Annotated in this window: 19 protein-coding genes, 2 rRNA genes and 1 riboswitch; of the genes, 18 read left to right on the forward strand and 3 right to left on the reverse strand. The window is 39.1% G+C overall.

Annotation, left to right across the window (positions count from 1 at the left end):
* Positions 1 to 314 precede the first annotated feature (314 nt).
* From LPC09_RS01625 to fosM, 3 genes are all read left to right on the forward strand, one after another.
* A 23S ribosomal RNA gene (locus LPC09_RS01625) occupies positions 315 to 3,244 on the forward strand.
* A gap of 219 nt (positions 3,245 to 3,463) precedes the next feature.
* Positions 3,464 to 3,579 (forward strand): 5S ribosomal RNA (gene rrf, locus LPC09_RS01630).
* 629 nt (positions 3,580 to 4,208) lie between these two features.
* Positions 4,209 to 4,628 carry a FosM family fosfomycin resistance protein gene (gene fosM, locus LPC09_RS01635; RefSeq protein WP_098797718.1) on the forward strand — a complete coding sequence of 140 codons (420 nt, stop codon included), beginning with the start codon at positions 4,209 to 4,211 and terminating at the stop codon, positions 4,626 to 4,628.
* Between the two features lie 114 nt (positions 4,629 to 4,742).
* Here the strand turns inward: fosM and LPC09_RS01640 are convergent, their stop codons facing one another.
* Positions 4,743 to 5,501 carry a CPBP family intramembrane glutamic endopeptidase gene (locus tag LPC09_RS01640; RefSeq protein ID WP_176551101.1) on the reverse strand — a complete coding sequence of 253 codons (759 nt, stop codon included), beginning with the start codon at positions 5,499 to 5,501 and terminating at the stop codon, positions 4,743 to 4,745.
* Positions 5,502 to 5,787: 286 nt separating this feature from the next.
* Between LPC09_RS01640 and LPC09_RS01645 the strand changes: the two genes are divergently transcribed.
* The 13 genes from LPC09_RS01645 to purD all read left to right on the forward strand — a co-directional run bounded on the left by LPC09_RS01645 (position 5,788) and on the right by purD (position 19,339).
* Complete coding sequence (locus tag LPC09_RS01645; RefSeq protein ID WP_098797716.1) at positions 5,788 to 5,988, forward strand: NETI motif-containing protein; 201 nt, start codon at positions 5,788 to 5,790, stop codon at positions 5,986 to 5,988.
* Between the two features lie 87 nt (positions 5,989 to 6,075).
* Positions 6,076 to 6,177, forward strand: a riboswitch (purine riboswitch).
* Positions 6,178 to 6,349: 172 nt separating this feature from the next.
* The gene (purE, locus tag LPC09_RS01650) at positions 6,350 to 6,838 is read left to right on the forward strand and encodes a 5-(carboxyamino)imidazole ribonucleotide mutase (protein WP_098797715.1); all 489 of its coding nucleotides are present in this window, start codon (positions 6,350 to 6,352) and stop codon (positions 6,836 to 6,838) included.
* A complete protein-coding gene (gene purK / locus LPC09_RS01655; protein WP_098797714.1) occupies positions 6,825 to 7,955 on the forward strand; it encodes a 5-(carboxyamino)imidazole ribonucleotide synthase in 1,131 nt (376 codons plus the stop codon). The genes purE and purK overlap by 14 nt, the downstream gene beginning before the upstream one ends.
* 15 nt (positions 7,956 to 7,970) lie before the next feature.
* Positions 7,971 to 9,263, forward strand: coding sequence for an adenylosuccinate lyase (gene purB / locus LPC09_RS01660; RefSeq protein ID WP_231308839.1), 1,293 nt, complete (start codon positions 7,971 to 7,973; stop codon positions 9,261 to 9,263).
* Positions 9,264 to 9,387: 124 nt separating this feature from the next.
* On the forward strand, positions 9,388 to 10,119 hold the full coding sequence (gene purC / locus LPC09_RS01665) for a phosphoribosylaminoimidazolesuccinocarboxamide synthase (RefSeq protein WP_231308840.1): 732 nt from the start codon (positions 9,388 to 9,390) through the stop codon (positions 10,117 to 10,119).
* Positions 10,107 to 10,361 carry a phosphoribosylformylglycinamidine synthase subunit PurS gene (gene purS, locus LPC09_RS01670; RefSeq protein WP_098797711.1) on the forward strand — a complete coding sequence of 85 codons (255 nt, stop codon included), beginning with the start codon at positions 10,107 to 10,109 and terminating at the stop codon, positions 10,359 to 10,361. The genes purC and purS overlap by 13 nt, the downstream gene beginning before the upstream one ends.
* Entirely contained in the window at positions 10,358 to 11,041 is a 684-nt protein-coding gene (gene purQ / locus LPC09_RS01675; protein ID WP_231308841.1) for a phosphoribosylformylglycinamidine synthase subunit PurQ, read from the forward strand. The genes purS and purQ overlap by 4 nt, the downstream gene beginning before the upstream one ends.
* Positions 11,025 to 13,253, forward strand: a complete 2,229-nt coding sequence (gene purL, locus LPC09_RS01680) for a phosphoribosylformylglycinamidine synthase subunit PurL (protein WP_098797709.1) — start codon at positions 11,025 to 11,027, stop codon at positions 13,251 to 13,253. The genes purQ and purL overlap by 17 nt, the downstream gene beginning before the upstream one ends.
* Complete coding sequence (purF, locus tag LPC09_RS01685) at positions 13,229 to 14,641, forward strand: amidophosphoribosyltransferase (RefSeq protein WP_098797708.1); 1,413 nt, start codon at positions 13,229 to 13,231, stop codon at positions 14,639 to 14,641. The genes purL and purF overlap by 25 nt, the downstream gene beginning before the upstream one ends.
* Before the next feature lie 114 nt (positions 14,642 to 14,755).
* On the forward strand, positions 14,756 to 15,793 hold the full coding sequence (purM, locus tag LPC09_RS01690; RefSeq protein WP_098797707.1) for a phosphoribosylformylglycinamidine cyclo-ligase: 1,038 nt from the start codon (positions 14,756 to 14,758) through the stop codon (positions 15,791 to 15,793).
* Complete coding sequence (gene purN / locus LPC09_RS01695; protein WP_098797706.1) at positions 15,793 to 16,359, forward strand: phosphoribosylglycinamide formyltransferase; 567 nt, start codon at positions 15,793 to 15,795, stop codon at positions 16,357 to 16,359. The genes purM and purN overlap by 1 nt, the downstream gene beginning before the upstream one ends.
* A gap of 19 nt (positions 16,360 to 16,378) precedes the next feature.
* The gene (gene purH / locus LPC09_RS01700; protein ID WP_098797705.1) at positions 16,379 to 17,917 is read left to right on the forward strand and encodes a bifunctional phosphoribosylaminoimidazolecarboxamide formyltransferase/IMP cyclohydrolase; all 1,539 of its coding nucleotides are present in this window, start codon (positions 16,379 to 16,381) and stop codon (positions 17,915 to 17,917) included.
* A 153-nt stretch (positions 17,918 to 18,070) separates the two neighbouring features.
* The gene (purD, locus tag LPC09_RS01705) at positions 18,071 to 19,339 is read left to right on the forward strand and encodes a phosphoribosylamine--glycine ligase (protein ID WP_231308842.1); all 1,269 of its coding nucleotides are present in this window, start codon (positions 18,071 to 18,073) and stop codon (positions 19,337 to 19,339) included.
* On the opposite strand, the gene LPC09_RS27485 is transcribed toward purD, so the two are convergent.
* Entirely contained in the window at positions 19,320 to 19,421 is a 102-nt protein-coding gene (locus LPC09_RS27485) for an EYxxD motif small membrane protein (RefSeq protein ID WP_331275793.1), read from the reverse strand. The genes purD and LPC09_RS27485 overlap by 20 nt on opposite strands.
* Before the next feature lie 70 nt (positions 19,422 to 19,491).
* Positions 19,492 to 19,770, reverse strand: a complete 279-nt coding sequence (locus LPC09_RS01710; protein WP_176551100.1) for a YgaP family membrane protein — start codon at positions 19,768 to 19,770, stop codon at positions 19,492 to 19,494.
* A 117-nt stretch (positions 19,771 to 19,887) separates the two neighbouring features.
* Here LPC09_RS01710 and LPC09_RS01715 point away from each other — a divergent pair, with 117 nt between their 5' ends.
* Positions 19,888 to 21,630: an adenine deaminase C-terminal domain-containing protein gene (locus tag LPC09_RS01715; protein WP_231308843.1), complete on the forward strand. Its 1,743-nt coding sequence runs from the start codon at positions 19,888 to 19,890 to the stop codon at positions 21,628 to 21,630.
* Positions 21,631 to 21,668: 38 nt separating this feature from the next.
* Positions 21,669 to 22,721, forward strand: coding sequence for a DUF3048 domain-containing protein (locus LPC09_RS01720; protein WP_231308844.1), 1,053 nt, complete (start codon positions 21,669 to 21,671; stop codon positions 22,719 to 22,721).

Below are 22,721 nucleotides of genomic sequence, written 5' to 3' on the forward strand. Positions count from 1 at the left end.
TAGATCTTTCTATATAAGCAAGACTCAACACATAGGAGTCTAAATGCATCACGCATTTAAATGTCCTGTGTTTTATGTTCCTTGAAAACTAGATAACGAAAACAATTCAAGTAATTCACTGAGTTTAAACGCTTAGTTTAGTGATTCTCTTAATAAATGTTAATCAAGATATTGAGTTTGATCTTATGTCTTGAGACAAAGGAGAAGCGAGAAGTTCGAGGCGACGACCTGATGAGGAGCGGAGTGTACGAGAGTACATGAGCACCGGAAGAAGGGAAGTCAACGAAGAAATTCGAAGCTTATCGTTTGTCAAAGGTTAAGTTGTTAAGGGCGCACGGTGGATGCCTTGGCACTAGGAGCCGATGAAGGACGGTACTAACACCGATATGCTTCGGGGAGCTGTAAGTAAGCTTTGATCCGGAGATTTCCGAATGGGGAAACCCACTGCTCGTAATGGAGTAGTATCTTCACCTGAATACATAGGGTGTTGATGGCAGACCCGGGGAACTGAAACATCTAAGTACCCGGAGGAAGAGAAAGCAAACGCGATTTCCTAAGTAGCGGCGAGCGAAACGGAAGAAGCCCAAACCAAGAGGCTTGCCTCTTGGGGTTGTAGGACACTCTATACGGAGTTACAAAGGAACGGAGTAAATGAAGAGGTCTGGAAAGGCCCGTCAAAGAAGGTAACAACCCTGTAGTTGAAACTTCGTTCCCTCCAGAGTGGATCCTGAGTACGGCGGGACACGTGAAATCCCGTCGGAAGCAGGGAGGACCATCTCCCAAGGCTAAATACTCCCTAGTGACCGATAGTGAACCAGTACCGTGAGGGAAAGGTGAAAAGCACCCCGGAAGGGGAGTGAAAGAGATCCTGAAACCGTGTGCCTACAAGTAGTCAAAGCCCGTTAATGGGTAATGGCGTGCCTTTTGTAGAATGAACCGGCGAGTTACGATCCCGTGCAAGGTTAAGTTGATAAGACGGAGCCGCAGCGAAAGCGAGTCTGAATAGGGCGAATAAGTACGTGGTCGTAGACCCGAAACCAGGTGATCTACCCATGTCCAGGGTGAAGTTCAGGTAACACTGAATGGAGGCCCGAACCCACGCACGTTGAAAAGTGCGGGGATGAGGTGTGGGTAGCGGAGAAATTCCAATCGAACTTGGAGATAGCTGGTTCTCTCCGAAATAGCTTTAGGGCTAGCCTTGAAATGAGAGTCTTGGAGGTAGAGCACTGATTGGACTAGGGGCCCCCATCGGGTTACCGAATTCAGTCAAACTCCGAATGCCAAAGACTTATGTTCAGGAGTCAGACTGCGAGTGATAAGATCCGTAGTCAAGAGGGAAACAGCCCAGACCACCAGCTAAGGTCCCAAAGTATACGTTAAGTGGAAAAGGATGTGGAGTTGCTTAGACAACCAGGATGTTGGCTTAGAAGCAGCCACCATTTAAAGAGTGCGTAATAGCTCACTGGTCGAGTGACTCTGCGCCGAAAATGTACCGGGGCTAAACGTATCACCGAAGCTGTGGACTGTTCTTTTAGAACAGTGGTAGGAGAGCGTTCTAAGGGCTGTGAAGCCAGACCGTAAGGACTGGTGGAGCGCTTAGAAGTGAGAATGCCGGTATGAGTAGCGAAAGAGGGGTGAGAATCCCCTCCACCGAATGCCTAAGGTTTCCTGAGGAAGGCTCGTCCGCTCAGGGTTAGTCGGGACCTAAGCCGAGGCCGAAAGGCGTAGGCGATGGCCAACAGGTTGAAATTCCTGTACCACCTCCTCACCATTTGAGCAATGGGGGGACGCAGAAGGATAGGGTAAGCGCGCTGTTGGATATGCGCGTCCAAGCAGTTAGGCTGACAACGAGGCAAATCCCGTTGTCGCGAAGGCTGAGCTGTGATGGCGAGGGAACTATAGTACCGAAGTTCCTGATTCCACACTGCCAAGAAAAGCCTCTAGCGAGGTGAGAGGTGCCCGTACCGCAAACCGACACAGGTAGGCGAGGAGAGAATCCTAAGGTGAGCGAGAGAACTCTCGTTAAGGAACTCGGCAAAATGACCCCGTAACTTCGGGAGAAGGGGTGCTTTTTAGGGTGAATAGCCCGGAAAAGCCGCAGTGAATAGGCCCAGGCGACTGTTTAGCAAAAACACAGGTCTCTGCGAAGCCGCAAGGCGAAGTATAGGGGCTGACGCCTGCCCGGTGCTGGAAGGTTAAGGGGAGAGGTTAGCGCAAGCGAAGCTTTGAACCGAAGCCCCAGTAAACGGCGGCCGTAACTATAACGGTCCTAAGGTAGCGAAATTCCTTGTCGGGTAAGTTCCGACCCGCACGAAAGGCGTAACGATCTGGGCACTGTCTCAACGAGAGACTCGGTGAAATTATAGTACCTGTGAAGATGCAGGTTACCCGCGACAGGACGGAAAGACCCCGTGGAGCTTTACTGTAGCCTGATATTGAATTTTGGTACAGCTTGTACAGGATAGGTAGGAGCCTGAGAAGCCGGAGCGCTAGCTTCGGTGGAGGCGTCGGTGGGATACTACCCTGGCTGTATTGAAATTCTAACCCACAGCCCTGATCGGGCTGGGAGACAGTGTCAGGTGGGCAGTTTGACTGGGGCGGTCGCCTCCTAAAATGTAACGGAGGCGCCCAAAGGTTCCCTCAGAATGGTTGGAAATCATTCGTAGAGTGTAAAGGCACAAGGGAGCTTGACTGCGAGACCTACAAGTCGAGCAGGGACGAAAGTCGGGCTTAGTGATCCGGTGGTTCCGCATGGAAGGGCCATCGCTCAACGGATAAAAGCTACCCCGGGGATAACAGGCTTATCTCCCCCAAGAGTCCACATCGACGGGGAGGTTTGGCACCTCGATGTCGGCTCATCGCATCCTGGGGCTGTAGTCGGTCCCAAGGGTTGGGCTGTTCGCCCATTAAAGCGGTACGCGAGCTGGGTTCAGAACGTCGTGAGACAGTTCGGTCCCTATCCGTCGTGGGCGTAGGAAATTTGAGAGGAGCTGTCCTTAGTACGAGAGGACCGGGATGGACGCACCGCTGGTGTACCAGTTGTCTTGCCAAAGGCATAGCTGGGTAGCTATGTGCGGAAGGGATAAGTGCTGAAAGCATCTAAGCATGAAGCCCCCCTCAAGATGAGATTTCCCATCACATTAGTGAGTAAGATCCCTGAAAGATGATCAGGTTGATAGGTCAGAGGTGGAAGCGCGGTGACGTGTGGAGCTGACTGATACTAATCGATCGAGGACTTAACCTAATAAAAGCGTAAGCTTAGTGAATTGAATTGTGATTCGTTATCTAGTTTTGAAGGAATATAATATTCTTGAAAACTTTATACAAAGTGAAAGGGTTTCGAGGAACGAACAGTTCAAGGAATCGATTGAGGAGACACCGGAGCGTACTTCAGTACGTGAGGATGTTGACGAATGAGATGACGCAGAAATGTGAAGTTCATCGGAAGCCGTAAACCACATTATTTGGTGATGATGGCGAAGAGGTCACACCCGTTCCCATGCCGAACACGGAAGTTAAGCTCTTCAGCGCCGATGGTAGTTGGGGGTTTCCCCCTGTGAGAGTAGGACGTCGCCAAGTAAGATGAAGGAAAGATCAGTAGAGATACTGATCTTTTTTTGTGTAGTTATAGGTTGTTAAACCGAAGGTTTGAAAATAAAAATTAGAGACAAAGTAAAACTACTAGCCTGAGGCTTGGGAGAAGCAAGAAGATCAAGGAAGCGCAGAGAATGAAGACCGGAGTGTGCGGTCTTGGCACATGAGGATCTGAATGAACAAGCTGACGCGGAGATTCGCCGCTTATCGCAGGCCGATAGTCCGAACACGGAAGTTAAGCTCTTAGCGCCGATGGTAGTTGGGGGTTTCCCCTGTGAGAGTAGGACGTCGCAAAGTAAGTGAAGAAAAGATCAGAAATGCTGGTCTATTTTTTTGTGTGTAGTTGTAGAAGTTGAATGCATATAATTTTGTAGAATTGCAGATGAAGATCTCAAAATCGTAGATAGGGTATTATGAGTCGAAAATAAACTACCAGAAATCGTAGATAAAAACAATCTAACCCGATTAGATCAGCATTTTGTATCCTCCACTTTTAAATTAAGATGTCTCTATTAAAAGAGGCCCGACAGAAGCCATCTTCTTAATTTTTACATAGATATGATATATTTATCCGGTATGAGACGTTTAAGTCAATAAAGATGGGGGAAATTAGTATGATTAAAGAAATTAATCACTTTCTGTTTTCAGTTTCAGATTTAAATCAATCAATAGAATTTTACCAGAGTGTATTTGGTGCTAAATTATTAGTAAAAGGTCGTAGTACTGCATATTTTGATTTGAATGGTTATTGGGTAGCATTGAATGAGGAGAAGGATATTGCGCGAAATGAAATAGCACATTCTTATACACATATTGCTTTTTCTATAGATGAAAAGGATTATGATCAAGTTTACAACAAATTAAGTGAATTAAATGTAACAATTCTTTCAGGACGTCCAAGAGATGAAAAAGATAAAAAATCGATCTATTTTACTGACCCAGATGGACATAAATTTGAATTTCACACGGGAACATTAAAGGATCGTTTAGACTATTATAAGAAGGAAAAGCTGCATATGGAGTTTTTTTATTAATTATAAAAATTAATCTGAATAGGAGAGATTTTTAAAATATAGAATTATTGAAAAAAACTGATGTGGAAAGCTCAAACCTTTTTATTTAGGTTCTGAGCTTTCTGTTAGAGAGTATCAGATTATAAAACCGCTGAATACCATTCCGATATTAATGATGATATGAAAAACAATACTAGGATAGATGCTGTTCGTTTTAAGTGTGATTAATGCGTAAATTACTCCTGCAATTGAAATTAACAAACTAAGAGAAATGGAAAAACCAATTGCTAGATGAAGAAGTCCAAAACCAACACTTGTAACAAAAATTGCAAAACCTGTAGATGTGTATTTCTTAAGGCTGGAAAGCATGATTCCTCTCCAAATAACTTCCTCAAAAATAGCATTTATTAGTGAGAAAATTAAGGAAAACAATAGAAGCGATTGGATATATTCTATATCTTTTTGAATAATAAAAATTAGATATATAAACCCATTAACGATGATTCCTATTATCCAAAACCAGAATGTATTAACTTTATGGAACGGTAAAATAATGGGATTTTGCCAATCTGGTTTCTTATTGTACCAAGAAATTGTGTTATTGAAGAATACATGGTTTAAAATGATCCCTATTATGATAAAAACAAGGAAAGTCCGATTTAGAATTACTTTTGTTTCCTTTGAGATATTTAACTCTCCAATGAAATCATTAGTAACCATAAATACCACAAAACCAATTAGAAACGATAACAATAGAGATATAATGAACCGTCTTTCTTTATTTGTTATTAACAAAACCAATAATCCAATAAAAACAATTGTAGAGAACATTACTTGCTGATAAGCAATAGAAATAATTCCTAAAAAATACAAAATAGCAGTAGTAATTAACAAAACAAAGACTCCCATTCAAATTTAATTAGGTAAGATAAAACAGATGTAAAATAATTTTACCATAAATAACCAAGGTCTCTTGTAATTTAGAAGTTACATTTTATGAACTGCCACATGCTAGGTACTCAAAATCACACCCTGTTAGTCCCCAGCCTCCTTTTTCTCCTTTTATATGGTATATGTCTTTCAAAATTACCCGGAAATAATAAGTAGAGGTATTAAAAAAGTGGTAAAATGAGAGTACTTTTTTTATGAAATTGGGATTGTACTTTATGGAGGTTGAAGAATGACAAGTAAGCCAAAAAAGAAAAAATTTATAGTAGAAGAAAATGAAACGATTGAAGATTGTTTAGCTAGAATGAGTAAGGAAGGGTACTTTCCTGTTAGAAGAACGGAGCAGCCTATCTTTAAGGAAGAAAAACGAGATAATGTTGTTGAACATGTTCCATGTGGTAGAAGTATTACATTTGAAGGGAAATTAATGTAAAACACGAACATTAATGTGTCAATAAAATAAATCGTTCGATTTTACGTTGACATCGAAAAGCTTCATTGTTAATATAAAACATGTAAATAATTGATGAACGATAAACCTCATATATAATTGGGAATATGGCCCAGAAGTTTCTACCCGATGACCGTAAATCACCGGACTATGAGGGAAAGTCATGTATATACGATTCGGAAATAGACCTATAATCCGAGCTCGATATACTGAACTTTCTCTATGGATTAGAGAGAGTTTAGATATCGAGCTTTTTTAGTATCAGAGTTTATTTAAAATAGGGCTTTCGCCGTTGTACTTAGCGACAAGCCAAGTTTTCTAGTTTTGTAAAGGTGGGGAAAAGATGGAGCCGGTTGTAGGAGTTATCATGGGAAGTACGTCTGACTGGGAAACAATGAAAGCTGCATGTGATATTCTTGATGAGTTGAATGTTCCCTATGAAAAGAAGGTTGTTTCAGCACATCGCACACCAGATTACATGTTTGAGTATGCTGAAAATGCTAGAAAAAGAGGTTTAAAGGTTATTATTGCTGGTGCAGGAGGTGCTGCACATTTACCGGGGATGGTAGCAGCAAAAACATCTTTACCAGTCATTGGAGTTCCAGTACAGTCAAAGGCTCTAAATGGTCTTGATTCATTGTTATCGATTGTTCAAATGCCAGGAGGGGTCCCAGTTGCAACGGTTGCGATAGGAAAAGCAGGAGCAACGAATGCGGGTTTATTAGCTGCTGAGATTCTTTCAACAGGTGATCAATCTCTAGCAGATAAATTAGATACAAGAAGAGAAGAACTTCGACTAAAGGTGTTAGAAAGCAGTGATGAACTTGAGTAACCAAACGATATTGCCAGGAGGAACAATTGGGATAATTGGTGGAGGTCAGCTTGGCAGAATGATGGCCATTGCAGCTAGACAGCTTGGCTATCGTATCGCGGTATTGGATCCAACAGAAGATTGTCCTTGTGGTCAAATTGCAGATATAGAGATTACAGCAGGTTATGAAGATTTAAATGCAATTAAGAGACTTGCTGAAGTTAGTGATGTTATTACCTATGAATTCGAGAACATCGATTACACAGCACTGCGTTGGTTAGAAGAAAATGCGGCATTACCACAGAAAAGCTCATTGCTTCTTTTAACGCAGGATCGTGAAACAGAAAAAGCAGCCATAGAGAAAGCAGGTTGTGAGGTAGCGCCTTATCAAATCATCCATAATGATGAGGAGTTATACAAGGCAGTTGAAAAGCTTGAGTATCCAAGCGTGTTAAAAACATGTAGAGGTGGTTATGACGGTAAAGGACAAAGAGTCCTCCGTAGTGATCAAGATCTTGAGGAAGCGAAACAATTACTTTCTCATGGAACATGTATATTAGAAAAATGGGTACCTTTTGAAAAGGAAATATCCGTTATTGTGACACGATCTGTTAGTGGCGAGACAAAGACATTTCCAGTGGCTGAAAATGTTCATAAAGACAATATTCTTTATCAAAGCATTGTACCTGCAAGAGTGTCAGATGAAGTTATTCAAAAAGCAGAACAGTTAGCTATAAAGCTATCAAATAGCTTTGAGCTTGTAGGAACACTTGCAGTAGAAATGTTTTTAACGAAAAATGGAGATATCTATATTAATGAGCTTGCACCTCGCCCACATAATTCAGGTCATTATACAATCGACTTATGTGAAACAGATCAATTTGAACAACATATCCGGGCTGTCTGTGATCTGCCTTTAGGGAGAACTACATTGCTTCAAAGCGGTATGATGGTGAATCTATTAGGAGAAGATTTATCCATAGTGAGTGATCATCTCTCATTACTAAAAGATGCAAAGCTTCACCTATATGGAAAGAAGGAACCTGCTGCAAAACGCAAAATGGGACATATCACGTTTATTAGTGAAACAATAGAAAAAGACATAGATAAAGTAAATCAAATTTGGGGTTATAAATAGAACGGAGGCAAAAACATGATTGAACGTTATACAAGACCAGAAATGGGCGCGATTTGGACGGAAGAAAATAAATTTAAAGCTTGGTTAGAGGTAGAAATTTTAGCATGTGAAGCATGGGCAGAGCTTGGAGTTATTCCAAAAGAAGATGTTGCACTTCTTCGTAAGAATGCATCATTTGATGTGAACCGCATTAACGAAATTGAATTAGAAACTCGTCATGATGTTGTTGCGTTCACTAGAGCGGTTTCGGAAACTCTTGGTGAAGAACGTAAATGGGTTCATTATGGCTTAACGTCAACTGATGTAGTAGATACTGCTTTATCTTATATACTTAAACAAGCAAACGATATTCTGTTAAAAGATATTGAAAACTTTATTCAAATTTTAAAAGAAAAAGCACAAGAGCATAAATACACAGTCATGATGGGACGTACTCATGGTGTACATGCTGAACCAACAACTTTTGGTTTAAAGCTTGGATTATGGTATGAAGAAATGAAACGTAATTTAGATCGCTTTAAGCGTGCTGCAGAAGGTGTTGAATATGGAAAGATCTCTGGTGCTGTTGGAACTTATGCAAACATTGATCCTTTTGTTGAATCATATGTGTGTGAAAAGCTAGGAACAAAACCTGCTCCAATTTCAACACAAACTTTACAACGTGACCGTCATGCAGATTATATGGCTGCTATTGCATTAGTTGCAACGTCAATTGAGAAGTTCGCTGTAGAAATTCGTGGTCTACAAAAGAGTGAAACACGTGAAGTGGAAGAATCGTTTGCAAAGGGTCAAAAAGGATCTTCAGCAATGCCTCATAAACGTAACCCGATCGGTTCAGAAAATATGACAGGTCTTGCACGTGTTATTCGTGGGTATATGTTAACAGCTTACGAAAATGTTCCTTTATGGCATGAAAGAGATATTTCTCACTCTTCAGCTGAACGTATTATCTTACCAGATGCTACGATTGCTCTTAACTATATGTTAAATCGCTTCGGTAATATTGTGAAAAACTTAACAGTATTCCCTGAAAACATGAAGCGTAATATGGATCGTACACAAGGTCTTATCTACTCTCAACGTGTGTTATTAGCGCTAATTGATACTGGTATGACAAGAGAAGAAGCGTATGACCTTGTTCAACCAAAAGCAATGGAAGCATGGGAAAAACAAGTACCTTTCCGTGGATTAATAGAAGCAGAAGAAAAGATTACTTCTCGTCTTTCAGCTGAAACAATTGCAGACTGCTTCGATTATAATTACCACTTAAAAGGTGTCGATACTATTTTCGAACGTCTAGGATTATAAAAAGCAAATAGCAAGGGCTAAAAAGTCCCTTGCTATCTATTTGATAAAAAAATATGGTTAGAAAATCTAACAAATAGTTTGTATATACTTAAGGTTCCCAATATTCAGTTTAGGAGGGCTTTCATTGAGTACAGAAAAGCTTGAATTACTATATGAAGGTAAAGCAAAAAGAATTTATAAAACAAACGAACCTACTATTTTATGGGTCTCATACAAAGATTCTGCAACAGCCTTTAATGGTGTGAAAAAGGAAGAGATTACAGGTAAAGGTCGTTTAAATAATGAGATTTCTACATTGATTTTTGAAAGGCTAACAGCTAACAACATTGAAAATCATTTTGTTAAAAGACTTTCAGCTACTGAGCAACTTGTCAAAAAGGTAGAAATTATTCCTTTAGAAGTAGTGGTAAGAAATGTTGTGGCAGGCAGCCTTTCTAAACGTATTGGAATTGAAGAGGGAACAGAAATTAAACATCCACTAGTAGAGTTTTATTACAAAGATGATGATTTAGGTGATCCATTAATTACCGAAGATCATATTGCTCTATTAGAAGTTGCAACACCAGAGCAAGTTGAAACATTAAAAACTCTAGCTAAAAAGGTAAATGAAGTGCTTAAAGCTCATTTCCTTTCATGTGATGTTCGTCTGATTGATTTTAAACTTGAGTTTGGATTAACTGAAGATGGAAATATCATTCTTGCAGATGAAGTTTCACCGGATACATGCCGTTTATGGGATATCAATACAAATGAGAAGTTTGATAAAGATGTGTTTCGTCGAGATATTGGTAGTTTAACAGATGCATATGAAGTTATTTTAACTAGACTTGGAGGCCAATCAACATGTACAAAGTAAAAGTTTATGTCACTTTAAGAGAAAGTGTATTAGATCCACAAGGAAGCGCAGTGAAAAGTGCATTACACAGCATGGATTACAAAGAAGTTCAAGATGTTCGTATCGGAAAATATATGGAGCTTACAATTGAAAAATCAGATCGTGATTTAGATGTAGCTGTTCGTGAAATGTGTGAAAAACTACTTGCTAATACAGTGATTGAAGACTTTAGCTATGAGGTACAGGAGGTTGTCACAAAGTGAAATTCGCTGTGATCGTTTTCCCAGGGTCTAACTGTGATGTTGATATGTACCATGCAATTAAAGATGAGCTTGGTGAAGAAGTAGAATATGTTTGGCATGATGAAACGGATTTAAGTGGGTTTGATGGCATTCTTCTACCAGGTGGATTTTCTTACGGAGACTACTTACGCTCAGGTGCGATTGCTCGCTTCTCAAACGTAATGAAAGAAGTTGTAAAAGCAGCTGAAGTTGGTAAGCCTGTCCTTGGTGTATGTAATGGATTCCAGATTTTATTAGAAGTTGGTTTACTGCCAGGTGCAATGAAGAGAAATGAAAATTTAAAGTTTATGTGTCGACCAGTTAATTTAAAGGTTGAGAACAATGAAACAGCCTTTACTTCAGCTTATGAAAAGGATGAGGTTATCTCAATTCCGATTGCACATGGAGAAGGGAACTATTATTGTGATGAGCAAACACTTCAAACGCTTAAAGAAAACAATCAAATCGTGTTTACGTACGAAAAAAATCCAAATGGCAGCTTAGTTGATATTGCAGGCATTACAAACGAGCGCGGAAATGTATTAGGGATGATGCCTCACCCTGAGCGTGCAGTTGATGAATTATTAGGAAGTGCTGACGGATTAAAATTATTTCAATCGATCGTAAAAAACTGGAGGGAATCTCATGTCACTACTGCTTGAACCAACAAACCAGATGATAAAAGATGAAAAAATCTACAGACAAATGGGTGTAAGTGATGACGAGTTTGCCCTGATTGAAAAAATTATTGGACGTCTTCCAAATTACACAGAAATCGGTATTTTTTCGGTTATGTGGTCGGAGCACTGCAGCTACAAAAACTCTAAACCAATTCTAAAGAAGTTTCCTGTTACAGGTGAAAAAGTACTACAAGGTCCTGGTGAGGGAGCTGGGATCGTTGATATTGGAGACAATCAAGCGGTTGTATTCAAGATTGAGAGTCATAACCATCCATCTGCAATTGAGCCTTACCAAGGTGCAGCAACTGGTGTAGGTGGGATCATCCGTGATGTATTCTCTATGGGAGCTAGACCTATTGCGATTTTAAATTCTTTACGTTTTGGAGAACTAAAAACACCTCGTGTGAAATATTTATTTGAAGAGGTTGTTGCAGGGATCGCTGGTTACGGTAATTGTATTGGTATTCCAACTGTAGGTGGAGAAATCCAATTTGATGCTTCTTATGAAGGAAATCCACTTGTTAATGCAATGTGTGTTGGGTTAATTAACCATGAAGATATTAAAAAGGGTCAGGCAAAAGGTGTTGGCAACACAGTCATGTATGTTGGTGCCAAAACTGGCCGTGACGGAATTCATGGTGCAACATTTTCTTCTGAAGAATTAACTGACGATTCTGGTGCAGATCGTTCTGCTGTGCAAGTAGGCGATCCATTCATGGAGAAGCTTTTATTAGAAGCTTGCTTAGAAGTTATTAAGAATGACGCTTTAGTTGGAATTCAAGACATGGGTGCAGCTGGATTAACAAGTTCATCAGCAGAGATGGCAAGTAAAGCTGGTTCTGGTATTGAAATGGACTTAGATCTCATTCCACAACGTGAAACTGGTATGTCAGCTTATGAAATGATGCTTTCTGAATCACAAGAAAGAATGTTGCTTGTTATTGAAAAAGGAAGAGAGCAAGAAATTGTTGATCTTTTTGAGAAATATGATTTAGAAGCTGTTTCAGTTGGTAAAGTAACAGATGATAAAATGCTTCGTCTTTTCCATAAAGGTGAAGTGGTATGTGAGCTTCCAGTTGATGCTTTAGCAGAAGAAGCACCTGTTTACCACAAACCATCTAAAGTACCTGCTTATTATGAAGAGTTCCAACAAATGAACGTAGCACCTCTTCAAGTAGATAACTATAAAGAAACACTTGTGAATCTATTAAAGCAACCAACGATTGCATCTAAAGAATGGGTTTACGATCAATATGATTATATGGTTCGTACAAATACAGTTGTAGCACCAGGTTCTGATGCTGCAGTAGTACGTATTCGTGATACGAAAAAAGCTTTAGCGATGACAACTGACTGTAACTCTCGTTATCTCTATTTAGATCCTGAAGTTGGTGGGAAAATTGCGGTAGCAGAAGCAGCTCGTAACATCGTATGTTCTGGTGCAACTCCACTTGCGATTACAGATAACTTGAACTTCGGTAACCCTGAGAAACCAGAAATTTTCTGGCAAATTGAAAAAGCGGCTGATGGAATTAGTGAAGCTTGCCGTGTATTAAATACACCAGTTATCGGCGGTAACGTGTCTTTATATAACGAAACAAATGGAACAGCGATCTATCCAACACCTGTTATCGGTATGGTTGGATTAATTGAAGATACAGATTATATTACAACTCAAGACTTTAAAGCAGCTGGAGATCTAATCTATCTTGTTGGTGAAACAAAGCCGGAGTTTGGTGGTAGTGAGCTTCAAAAGTTAACACAAGGCGAAATCTTTGGTCAATCACCGGAGCTAGATTTAGAGAAAGAAAGCAACGTTTTAGGACAAATTTCTGCTGCAATTCGTGCGAAGTCAGTAGCATCTGCTCATGATGTATCTGAAGGTGGTGTAGCGGTTGCGTTAGCTGAACCATTATTCGGTGGTGAAGGATTAGGAGCTACTGTTACTCTTCAAGGTGATGCAACGGCAGCATTATTTAGTGAATCTCAAACAAGATTTATCCTTTCTGTGAAAAAAGAAAACAAAGAAACATTTGAAAGTTTAGTAGATGCAGTTTGTATTGGAGAAGTAACAGATTCTGGCAAACTTATCATTTCAAACGAGAAGAACGAAACACTTGTCGATGCATCTGTTAAAGAATTAAAGGATGCATGGAAAGGAGCAATCCCATGCTTGCTGAACTCAAGGGATTAAACGAAGAATGTGGCGTTTTTGGAATTTGGGGTCATCCTGAAGCAGCACAAATCACTTATTATGGTCTGCACAGTCTACAGCATAGAGGTCAAGAAGGTGCTGGGATTGTAACAAGTGATGGCGAGAAGCTTACAGGAATGAAGGGATTAGGCCTCATTAACGAAGTATTTGCGGGCGGAAAATTAAATGAACTATCAGGTAAAGCAGCAATCGGTCACGTTCGTTATGCAACAGCTGGTGGAGGCGGATATGAAAATGTCCAGCCTTTGCTTTTCAAATCACATAGTGGCGGATTAGCTCTTGCTCATAACGGTAACTTAGTAAATGCGACACAGCTTAAGCATCAGCTTGAGAGCCAAGGAAGTATTTTTCAAACAACTTCTGACACAGAGGTGCTTGCCCACCTTATTAGAAGAAGTGGTTATCAAGATTTGAAAGAAGCTGTGAAAAACGCATTAACGATGATTAAAGGAGCGTACGCCTTTTTAATCATGACAGAAACAGAAATGATGGTTGCTTTAGATCCTAATGGCTTACGTCCATTATCGATCGGAGTTATGGGTGATGCCTATGTAATTGCATCTGAAACTTGTGCGTTTGATGTTGTCGGAGCGAAATATGAAAGAGATGTTCAGCCTGGTGAACTGCTTATTATCAATGATGAAGGTATTCGTTCTGAACGTTTTTCAATGAATATTAATCGTTCTATATGCAGTATGGAATATATTTATTTCTCTCGTCCGGATAGTAATATTGATGGAATTAATGTTCATACTGCCCGTAAAAATTTAGGAAAACGATTAGCTGTTGAGTCTGAGGTAGATGCAGATGTTGTAACAGGTGTACCTGATTCAAGTATCTCAGCTGCGATTGGTTTTGCAGAGTTAACGGGTATTCCTTACGAATTAGGGTTAATTAAAAACCGTTATGTAGGTCGTACGTTTATTCAGCCATCTCAATCTCTTCGTGAACAAGGGGTTAAAATGAAGCTTTCTGCTGTACGTGGTGTTGTTGAAGGAAAGCGCGTTGTAATGGTTGATGATTCGATCGTTCGAGGAACAACAAGTCGACGGATTGTTAATATGCTTCGTGAAGCAGGTGCAACTGAGGTTCACGTGCGAATTAGTTCACCACCTATTGCAAATCCATGTTTCTATGGAATTGATACGTCAACACATGAAGAGCTCATTGCCTCTAACCATTCAGTCGAAGAAATCCGTCAAATCATTGGAGCAGACAGCTTAGCATTCCTAAGTGTCGAAGGTTTACTCGAAGGACTGGGCCGCCCATATGAAGGTGAAACAAGAGGTCAATGCTTAGCTTGTTTCACAGGACGCTACCCAACTGAAATTTACGCGGACACGGTACTGCCGCATGAGAAGGCGTAAATAGAAAATGCTGATAGGAATCGAGTGGTCGATTCCTGTCTTGTTTTCGGTACGTGTTTTTGTGGTGCCTGGCACCACCCGAAATTTGTCGAATTAATAAGGAGGATCACACACATGTCTGACGTTTATAAGCAAGCCGGTGTTGATATAGAAGCAGGATATGAAGCTGTTTCAAGAATGAAAAAGCATGTTGCCAAAACAATGCGCACAGGTGTATTAGGTGGCCTTGGTGGCTTTGGTGGGATGTTTGATTTAAGTGAATTAAATTATAAAAAGCCTGTACTTGTTTCAGGTACAGATGGTGTTGGGACAAAATTAAAGCTTGCTTTTATGGCTGATAAGCATGATTCAATTGGAATTGATGCAGTTGCGATGTGTGTGAATGACATCTTAGCTCAAGGAGCTGAGCCTTTATTTTTCTTAGATTATTTAGCTCTTGGAAAAGCAAAGCCTGAAAAAATTGAACAAATTGTAAAAGGGATCGCTGATGGCTGTGAACAATCTGGCTGTGCGTTAGTTGGTGGAGAAACAGCGGAAATGCCTGGACTTTATGAAGAGGATGAATATGATGTTGCTGGTTTCTCAGTAGGTGTTGTTGAAAAAGATAACATTGTAACAGGCGAGAACATTAAACCAGGACATGTGCTAATCGGTCTTGCATCAAGTGGTATTCATAGTAACGGTTTTTCTTTAGTTCGTAAAATACTACTTGATGATCAAAAGCTTAATTTAAATGAGGTATATGCGCCGTTTACACAAAGCTTAGGTGAGGTATTATTAACTCCAACAAAAATTTACGTAAAGCCTGTTCTTGAAGTGATTAAAAAGTATCAAGTTGATGGAATGGCTCATATCACTGGTGGTGGATTCATTGAAAACATTCCTAGAATGCTACCGGAAGAAACAGCTGTTGAAATCGACCTTGGTGCTTGGCCAATGCTTGATATTTTTAACTTCCTGAAGGAAAAAGGACAATTAAGTAGTGACGATATGTATAATGTGTTCAATATGGGAATTGGTTTTGTACTTGCTGTAAAAGAAGAGCTTTTACAAGATGTTATGAAAGAGTTAGAAGCTAACAATGAAAAAGGCTTTTGTATTGGGCGTGTTGTAGAAGGCTCTGGTGTTACGTTTAATGGAGGAGCACGTTAATGAAGAAAATAGCCGTATTTGCGTCAGGGAATGGCAGTAATTTTCAGGCAATCCTTGATCAAGTTAAGCTTGGTGCAGTAGATGCTGAGATTGGTTTTGTTATTTGTGATAAGCTTAAAGCAGGTGTTATTGAGCGTGCAAAATCAGCTAACATTCCTGTTTTTAGTTTTGTACAAAAAGACTTCGAAAACAAAGCACAATTCGAAGAGGAAATTTTAACTCATTTGCGTGATCACCAAATAGATTTCGTTATCCTAGCAGGTTATATGAGATTAATTGGGGATACGTTATTACAGGCTTACGAAAATAAAATTGTGAATATTCATCCATCTTTACTACCAGCTTTTCCAGGTAAAGATGCGATAGGACAAGCTTATCGTGCAGGAGTGAAGGTAACTGGTGTTACCGTACATTATGTGGATGCAGGAATGGATACAGGCCCGATTATTGCTCAACAAGCAGTTGAGGTTGCTTATGGTGATACAGAAGATATGATTGCAGAAAAAATCCATAAAGTTGAACATGTTTTATATCCGAAAGTCATTCAAGAATTAGTATCAAAATAATGTGTAGAGGTGAAAATTGATGGCAGTGAAACGTGCGCTAGTTAGTGTGTCAGATAAAGAGAATCTTGTCCCATTTGTTAAGGAATTAATTGAATTAGGGGTTGAAGTTATTTCAACTGGCGGAACAAAGAAATTACTTGAAGAAAACGGCTTAAATGTTATCGGAATTTCTGAAGTAACAGGATTTCCGGAAATCATGGATGGTCGTGTAAAAACTCTTCATCCAAACATTCATGGGGGTTTACTAGCGGTACGTAATAACCCTAGTCATATGGATCAATTAAAAGAAAATAACATTGATACAATCGATATGGTTGTTGTAAACCTTTATCCTTTTAAAGAAACAGTTTCTAAGCCGGACGTTCAATTCCAAGATGCTATTGAAAATATCGATATTGGCGGACCATCAATGCTTCGTTCTGCAGCAAAAAATCATGAAGATGTAACAGTTCTTGTTGATCCGCAAGATTACAGTACTGTTTTAGAAGAGCTAAAAGCTTCAGGTGAAGTATCACTAGCTCAAAAACAACGTTTAGCTGCAAAAGTTTTCAGACACACAGCTGCTTATGATGCTTTAATTGCAGAATTTTTAACAAAAACAATTGGTGAAGAAGATCCTGAAACAGTTACTTATACATTTGAGAAAAAGCAATCTCTTCGTTATGGGGAAAACCCTCATCAAAGTGCTACTTTCTATCAAAAACCATTCGTTCCAGTAGCATCTATTGCAAACGCGGAGCAGCTTCATGGAAAAGAGCTTTCTTTTAACAATATTAAAGATGCCGATGCAGCTCTTCAAATTGTACGGGAATTTACAGAGCCAGCTGCAGTAGCAGTTAAACATATGAACCCATGTGGAGTAGGGGTAGGTACTTCAACATTAGAAGCATTCACTCGTTGCTTCGAAGCAGATCCAACGTCAATTTTCGGTGGTATTGTTGCACTGAATCATGAAGTTGATGTAGAAACAGCTAAAAAGCTACACGAAATCTTCCTTGAGATTGTCATTGCCCCATCATTCAGTCAAGAGGCATTAGATGTTTTAACAGCAAAGAAAAACCTTCGTTTATTAACAATTGATGTGTCAGCTGCTTCTAAGCCTGAAAAAGTTCTTCAATCTGTTCACGGTGGCTTACTTGTTCAAGGTGAAGACACACTATCTTTAGATGATGTGGAAGTAACAATCCCAACAAAACGTGAACCATCAGAAGATGAATGGAAAGACTTAAAATTAGCTTGGAAAGTTGTTAAACATGTAAAATCAAACGCCATTGTATTAGCAAAAGATGAAATGACAGTTGGAGTTGGTGCAGGGCAAATGAATCGTGTTGGCGCTGCTAAAATTGCAATTGAGCAGGCTGGTGAAAAAGCACAAGGTAGCGCAATGGGCTCTGATGCTTTCTTCCCAATGTCAGACACAGTTGAAGCAGCTGCAAAAGCAGGTGTAACAGCAATCATCCAACCTGGTGGCTCAATCCGTGACGAAGATTCCATCCGCATGGCTGACGAATATGGAATCACAATGGTATTCACAGGAGTACGTCATTTTAAACACTAAAATACTTAATCAAGCAATTGGCAGTTCGCCAATTGCTTCTATTCTCACCTCTAATATCTGACATCTATTAGAACTTAATATTACAAGAGGAGAATAGCTTTTAGCATATAAACGTAATACCAAAGGGAAATAAAATTCAAGTGGGGTGTATTCATGAAGGTACTGATTATCGGACAAGGCGGACGTGAGCATGCGTTAGTTTGGAAGGCAGCACAAAGCAATCTTGTAGAAGAGGTCTTTGTTGCACCTGGCAATGATGGAATGAATGAGTTTGCAACAAGAGTAGCTATTAGTGAAAATGATAATGAAGCACTAGTTGCCTTTGCAAAAGAGCAAAACATCGATTTAACAATCGTAGGCCCAGAAGTTCCATTACTAAACGGAATTGTGAATGAATTTGAACGTGAAGGCTTAAAAATATTTGGTCCAAGAAAAGAAGCTGCACTTATTGAAGGTAGCAAAAATTTCGCGAAAGAACTTATGATTAAATATAGAATTCCAACAGCAGAGTATCAAACGTTTACGAATGTAGATGAGGCAAAATCTTACATTGAACAAAAAGGTGCACCTATTGTTATTAAAGCTGACGGGTTAGCAGCTGGAAAAGGTGTAACTGTTGCTGAAACACTAGATGTTGCTTTAGACAGTGTGACAGATATGCTTGAAAATGCAAAATTTGGTGATGCTTCAAGCTCTGTTGTTATTGAGGAATTTCTTGCTGGGGAAGAATTTTCATTAATGGCATTTGTGAAGGGTGAAAATGTTTATCCAATGGTCATTGCTCAAGATCATAAACGTGCTTATGACAATGATGAAGGGCCAAACACTGGTGGAATGGGTGCATATTCTCCTGTACCACAAATTTCAGATGAAGTAGTAAATACCGCAGTTGAAACAATATTGAAGCCTGCTGCAAAGGCACTTGTAAGTGAAGGTCGTTCATTTACAGGAATTTTATATGCTGGTCTTATTTTAACAAATGATGGCCCTAAAGTAATTGAATTTAATGCTCGCTTTGGTGATCCGGAAACTCAGGTTGTTTTACCAAGGTTGAAATCGGATTTAGTATCATCATTATTATCAATTTTGAATGAAGAACCTGTGGAATTAGAATGGTCAGAAGAAGCTGTTCTTGGTGTTGTACTTGCTTCAAAAGGTTACCCTAATGACTATGAAAAAGGTCTTCCAATTGGACAACTTTCTGAGAAGCATGAAAAAGCAGTCATTTTCCATGCAGGAACAAAGAAAGTTGAAGATCAGTTTGTGGGTAACGGTGGACGTGTGCTTGTTGTCTCTGGATATGGTGAAACAATTAGTGACGCACAAGAGCAAGCATATGCATTAGTTGAAAAGATTTCTGCACCAGCTTTATTCTATCGTAAAGATATTGGTAATAAAGCGATTAAGCACGGCGTTTCTTAATAAAGACGAAAAGTAATGCAACAATCCCGCCGATTAGTGCAATAAGAATAAAAGACATATCTGTTAAATATTCTAAAAACATTTTATACACCTCCTGTTAAATAAGGGACTGGCTACTAATGGCCAGTCCCATTTTTCATTTTTTAAAGTCGTTATGAAGGATTGTACGTAACAGCATCTTCTTCATCGTCAAAGTAATCTTCTTCATCATCATCAAAGAAGAAAGTTGATGATGAATTTTCAAATAAATAGGTGATCGGACAGAAGCGTAAAATACCTTCACCAACCTTCATTGCACCTAGGATGATGGCAATAAGGTAGGAATCTCTCCATGGCTTTTTACAATATTTTGAAGTAGCCCATGATAAAACAGAAAGGCCACATGTTATACGAATTAAAGCATTAACAATACCTATATTTGGTCGTACCATAATAAATCAATACCTCCCATATTTGTCATTAAATTGAAATAAAACTTTAATGCGTTAATAAGTTTCCTGTGTTAACATAGTATTTAAATAGTCTTACAAAAATTGGGGGGATTTTTTATGCCCGAACAAAAATTTCTATGGAAAAACAGTCAAATACGTAAGCAGATAGATGTTTTATCAAACAAATTATCATCTACAACAATTTTGAAAAACGTCACATATCTTAACTCATATTTAAGACAATGGATTAAAGCTAATATCTGGATCTACGATGATCGCATCGTCTATGTGGGAGACAATTTACCTGAACAAACAACAGAAACAGAAGTAATTGATTGCTCTGCTAAAGTGGTAGTACCAGGATATATTGAGCCACACGCTCATCCATTTCAGTTATATAATCCCCACACATTAGCAAAGTATGTGTCACAAACGGGTACAACAACCTTAATAAGTGATAACCTTTTTCTGCTATTACGTTGCAACAAAAAGAAAGCGCTTACTTTTATTGATGATATGGAAAAGTTGCCTTACCATTTTTATTGGTGGGCAAGATTTGATCTACAAACAGAAGTGCATTCTGAAGAAAAAATCTTTTCATATGATTTTGTGAAAAAATGGTTAGAGCATCATTCAGTCTTACAGGGCGGTGAGTTAACGGGCTGGCCTAAGCTTAGAGATGGTGATGATTGGATTCTTTATTGGTTACAGGAAACAAAGCGAAAAGGGAAAAGGCTGGAAGGTCATTTTCCTGGTGCCTCGGAAAATACATTAACAAAGATGAAATTATTTGGTGTTGATAGTGATCATGAATCAATGACCGGAAAGGATGTAATGAACCGGTTAAAAATGGGATACACAGCAGCATTAAGGCAATCATCTATAAGACCAGACTTAAGTAAGTTGATAAAAGAGGTTCAGGATGAGGGTCTTACAACTTACGATCATTTATACTACACAACAGATGGAGCGAACCCTGATTTTTATGAAAAGGGGATGATTAATCGTTGTATAGAAATCGCACTAGATAGCAATGTTCCTGCAATTGATGCTTATAATATGGCGGCCTATAATGTTGCAAAATATTATCAAATAGAAGACAGAATCGGGGTTATTGCTCCAGGAAGGGTGGCAACGCTTAATATTCTTGATTCAATTGATTGCCCTGATCCTATATCGGTTATGACAAAGGGTAGATGGATATTAAAAGATGGAATACCTCAACAAGAAGAACATGAGGTAGATTGGAATCAATATGGTCTTGAACCGGTTGATTTTAAATGGGATTTAACAATGGACGATCTACAATTTTCTATGCCACTAGGTATGAAAATGCGAAATGCGGTCATCATGGAACCATACTCTGTTACAATTGATAGTTCAGCAAATGATTTGTCCGAAAAACATGATGAAAGCTTTTTAGCTTTAATTGACCGTAATGGTGAGTGGCGAATTAATACGGTGATAAAGGGCTTTGCCAACCATGTTCAAGGCTTTGCAAGCTCCTATTCAACAACTGGAGATATTATTATCATTGGAAAACGAAAAACAGAAATGCTTGCTGCTTTTGAAAGAATGAAGGAAATTGGTGGAGGTATTGTCCTAACAGAAAACAATGAAGTGATTTTTGAAATGCCTCTTCAATTAAATGGGGGAGCTTCAAATGAAGAGCTTACACATGTTATTGATAAGCAAGCAAAATTGACCTCTTTATTACAAGAAAGAGGATACAGTTTTGATGATCCTATTCATTCATTGCTATTTCTGTCATCTACTCATTTACCATATATACGAATTACACCAAGAGGGATTTTTGATGTGATGAAAAAAACGGTACTCTTTCCATCTATAATGCGTTAAAATATAAAAGTGTAATAATAAGATAAGGTTGTGTTAGTTTGATTAAGGGTAAGTATTCATTGGTTATCGTATCATTACTTGTTTTCTTAAGCGCATGTAATCATAACGAGGACCAAGCCGAAAGCATTGTTAAAAAAGATGATGTTGTTCAGCAAGAAGATGAACCAGTCGTTGCAGAGGTTGAAGTTGAAGAAAGCGTTATCTATCCTCTAACCGGAATAGCAACAGAAGAGCAGAATATTTCACAACGTCCAGTTGCTGTGATGATTAATAATCATCCTAAAGCGAGACCACAATCAGGATTAACGAAAGCAGATGTTGTATATGAAGTACTTGCAGAAGGGAATATTACAAGGTTTTTAGCTGTATTTCAAAGTGAAGTACCTGATATAATAGGACCGGTTAGAAGTGCTAGGGATTATTATATTGATATAAGCAAAGGATTTCATGCCCTATATATTAGCCATGGATGGAGTCCTTCGGCAAAAGAGAGGCTTGTAAGTAATGAGGTTGATCATATAAACGGCATGTTACACGATGGCACTCTTTTTTGGAGGGCAGATCATCGTAACGCGCCTCATAATTCATATATCTCAAAGGACAATATCTTACAAGGTGCAGAGTTAAAACAATATACGATGACGGAAGATGTGATCCCATTCAATTTTCTTACTGAGGAAGAAATGAAGGAGATAAAGGGAGAGCAGGTAAACAAATTTGTTATAAAATATGACAAATCTGAAACATGGCAAAGCACATACGAGTATAATCAAACTGAACAAACCTATAAAAGATATAGTGGAAATGAAGAAACGGTTGACTTAGAAAGTGGAGATTCTGTAGAGCTTTCAAATATCTTTGTTGTTCAAATGGACCATAAAGTGATTGATAAAGAAGGCAGGCGTGCAATTGATATAACATCAGGAGGAAATGCTCTACTACTGCAAAAGGGTATGATGCAAGAGGTAGAATGGGAGAATCATGATGGCCGGATTGTGCCAGTGAAAGACGGAAAGATCGTAAAACTAGTGCCGGGTAGAACATGGGTGAATGTTGTTCCTTCATTAGATCAATTTCTAATTCAATCGTAA

The sequence above is a fragment of the Metabacillus sp. B2-18 genome (assembly GCF_021117275.1).
Lineage (GTDB): Bacteria > Bacillota > Bacilli > Bacillales > Bacillaceae > Metabacillus.

What these genes read in the sequence shown, in the direction of transcription:
- fosM (WP_098797718.1), top strand. Translation starts at nt 4,209, where the DNA reads ATGATTAAAGAAATTAATCACTTTCTGTTTTCAGTTTCAGATTTAAAT.
- LPC09_RS01645 (WP_098797716.1), top strand. Translation starts at nt 5,788, where the DNA reads ATGACAAGTAAGCCAAAAAAGAAAAAATTTATAGTAGAAGAAAATGAA.
- purE (WP_098797715.1), top strand. Translation starts at nt 6,350, where the DNA reads ATGGAGCCGGTTGTAGGAGTTATCATGGGAAGTACGTCTGACTGGGAA.
- purK (WP_098797714.1), top strand. Translation starts at nt 6,825, where the DNA reads ATGAACTTGAGTAACCAAACGATATTGCCAGGAGGAACAATTGGGATA.
- purB (WP_231308839.1), top strand. Translation starts at nt 7,971, where the DNA reads ATGATTGAACGTTATACAAGACCAGAAATGGGCGCGATTTGGACGGAA.
- purS (WP_098797711.1), top strand. Translation starts at nt 10,107, where the DNA reads ATGTACAAAGTAAAAGTTTATGTCACTTTAAGAGAAAGTGTATTAGAT.
- purL (WP_098797709.1), top strand. Translation starts at nt 11,025, where the DNA reads ATGTCACTACTGCTTGAACCAACAAACCAGATGATAAAAGATGAAAAA.
- purF (WP_098797708.1), top strand. Translation starts at nt 13,229, where the DNA reads ATGCTTGCTGAACTCAAGGGATTAAACGAAGAATGTGGCGTTTTTGGA.
- purM (WP_098797707.1), top strand. Translation starts at nt 14,756, where the DNA reads ATGTCTGACGTTTATAAGCAAGCCGGTGTTGATATAGAAGCAGGATAT.
- purN (WP_098797706.1), top strand. Translation starts at nt 15,793, where the DNA reads ATGAAGAAAATAGCCGTATTTGCGTCAGGGAATGGCAGTAATTTTCAG.
- purH (WP_098797705.1), top strand. Translation starts at nt 16,379, where the DNA reads ATGGCAGTGAAACGTGCGCTAGTTAGTGTGTCAGATAAAGAGAATCTT.
- purD (WP_231308842.1), top strand. Translation starts at nt 18,071, where the DNA reads ATGAAGGTACTGATTATCGGACAAGGCGGACGTGAGCATGCGTTAGTT.
- LPC09_RS27485 (WP_331275793.1), bottom strand. Translation starts at nt 19,421, where the DNA reads ATGTTTTTAGAATATTTAACAGATATGTCTTTTATTCTTATTGCACTA.
- LPC09_RS01710 (WP_176551100.1), bottom strand. Translation starts at nt 19,770, where the DNA reads ATGGTACGACCAAATATAGGTATTGTTAATGCTTTAATTCGTATAACA.
- LPC09_RS01715 (WP_231308843.1), top strand. Translation starts at nt 19,888, where the DNA reads ATGCCCGAACAAAAATTTCTATGGAAAAACAGTCAAATACGTAAGCAG.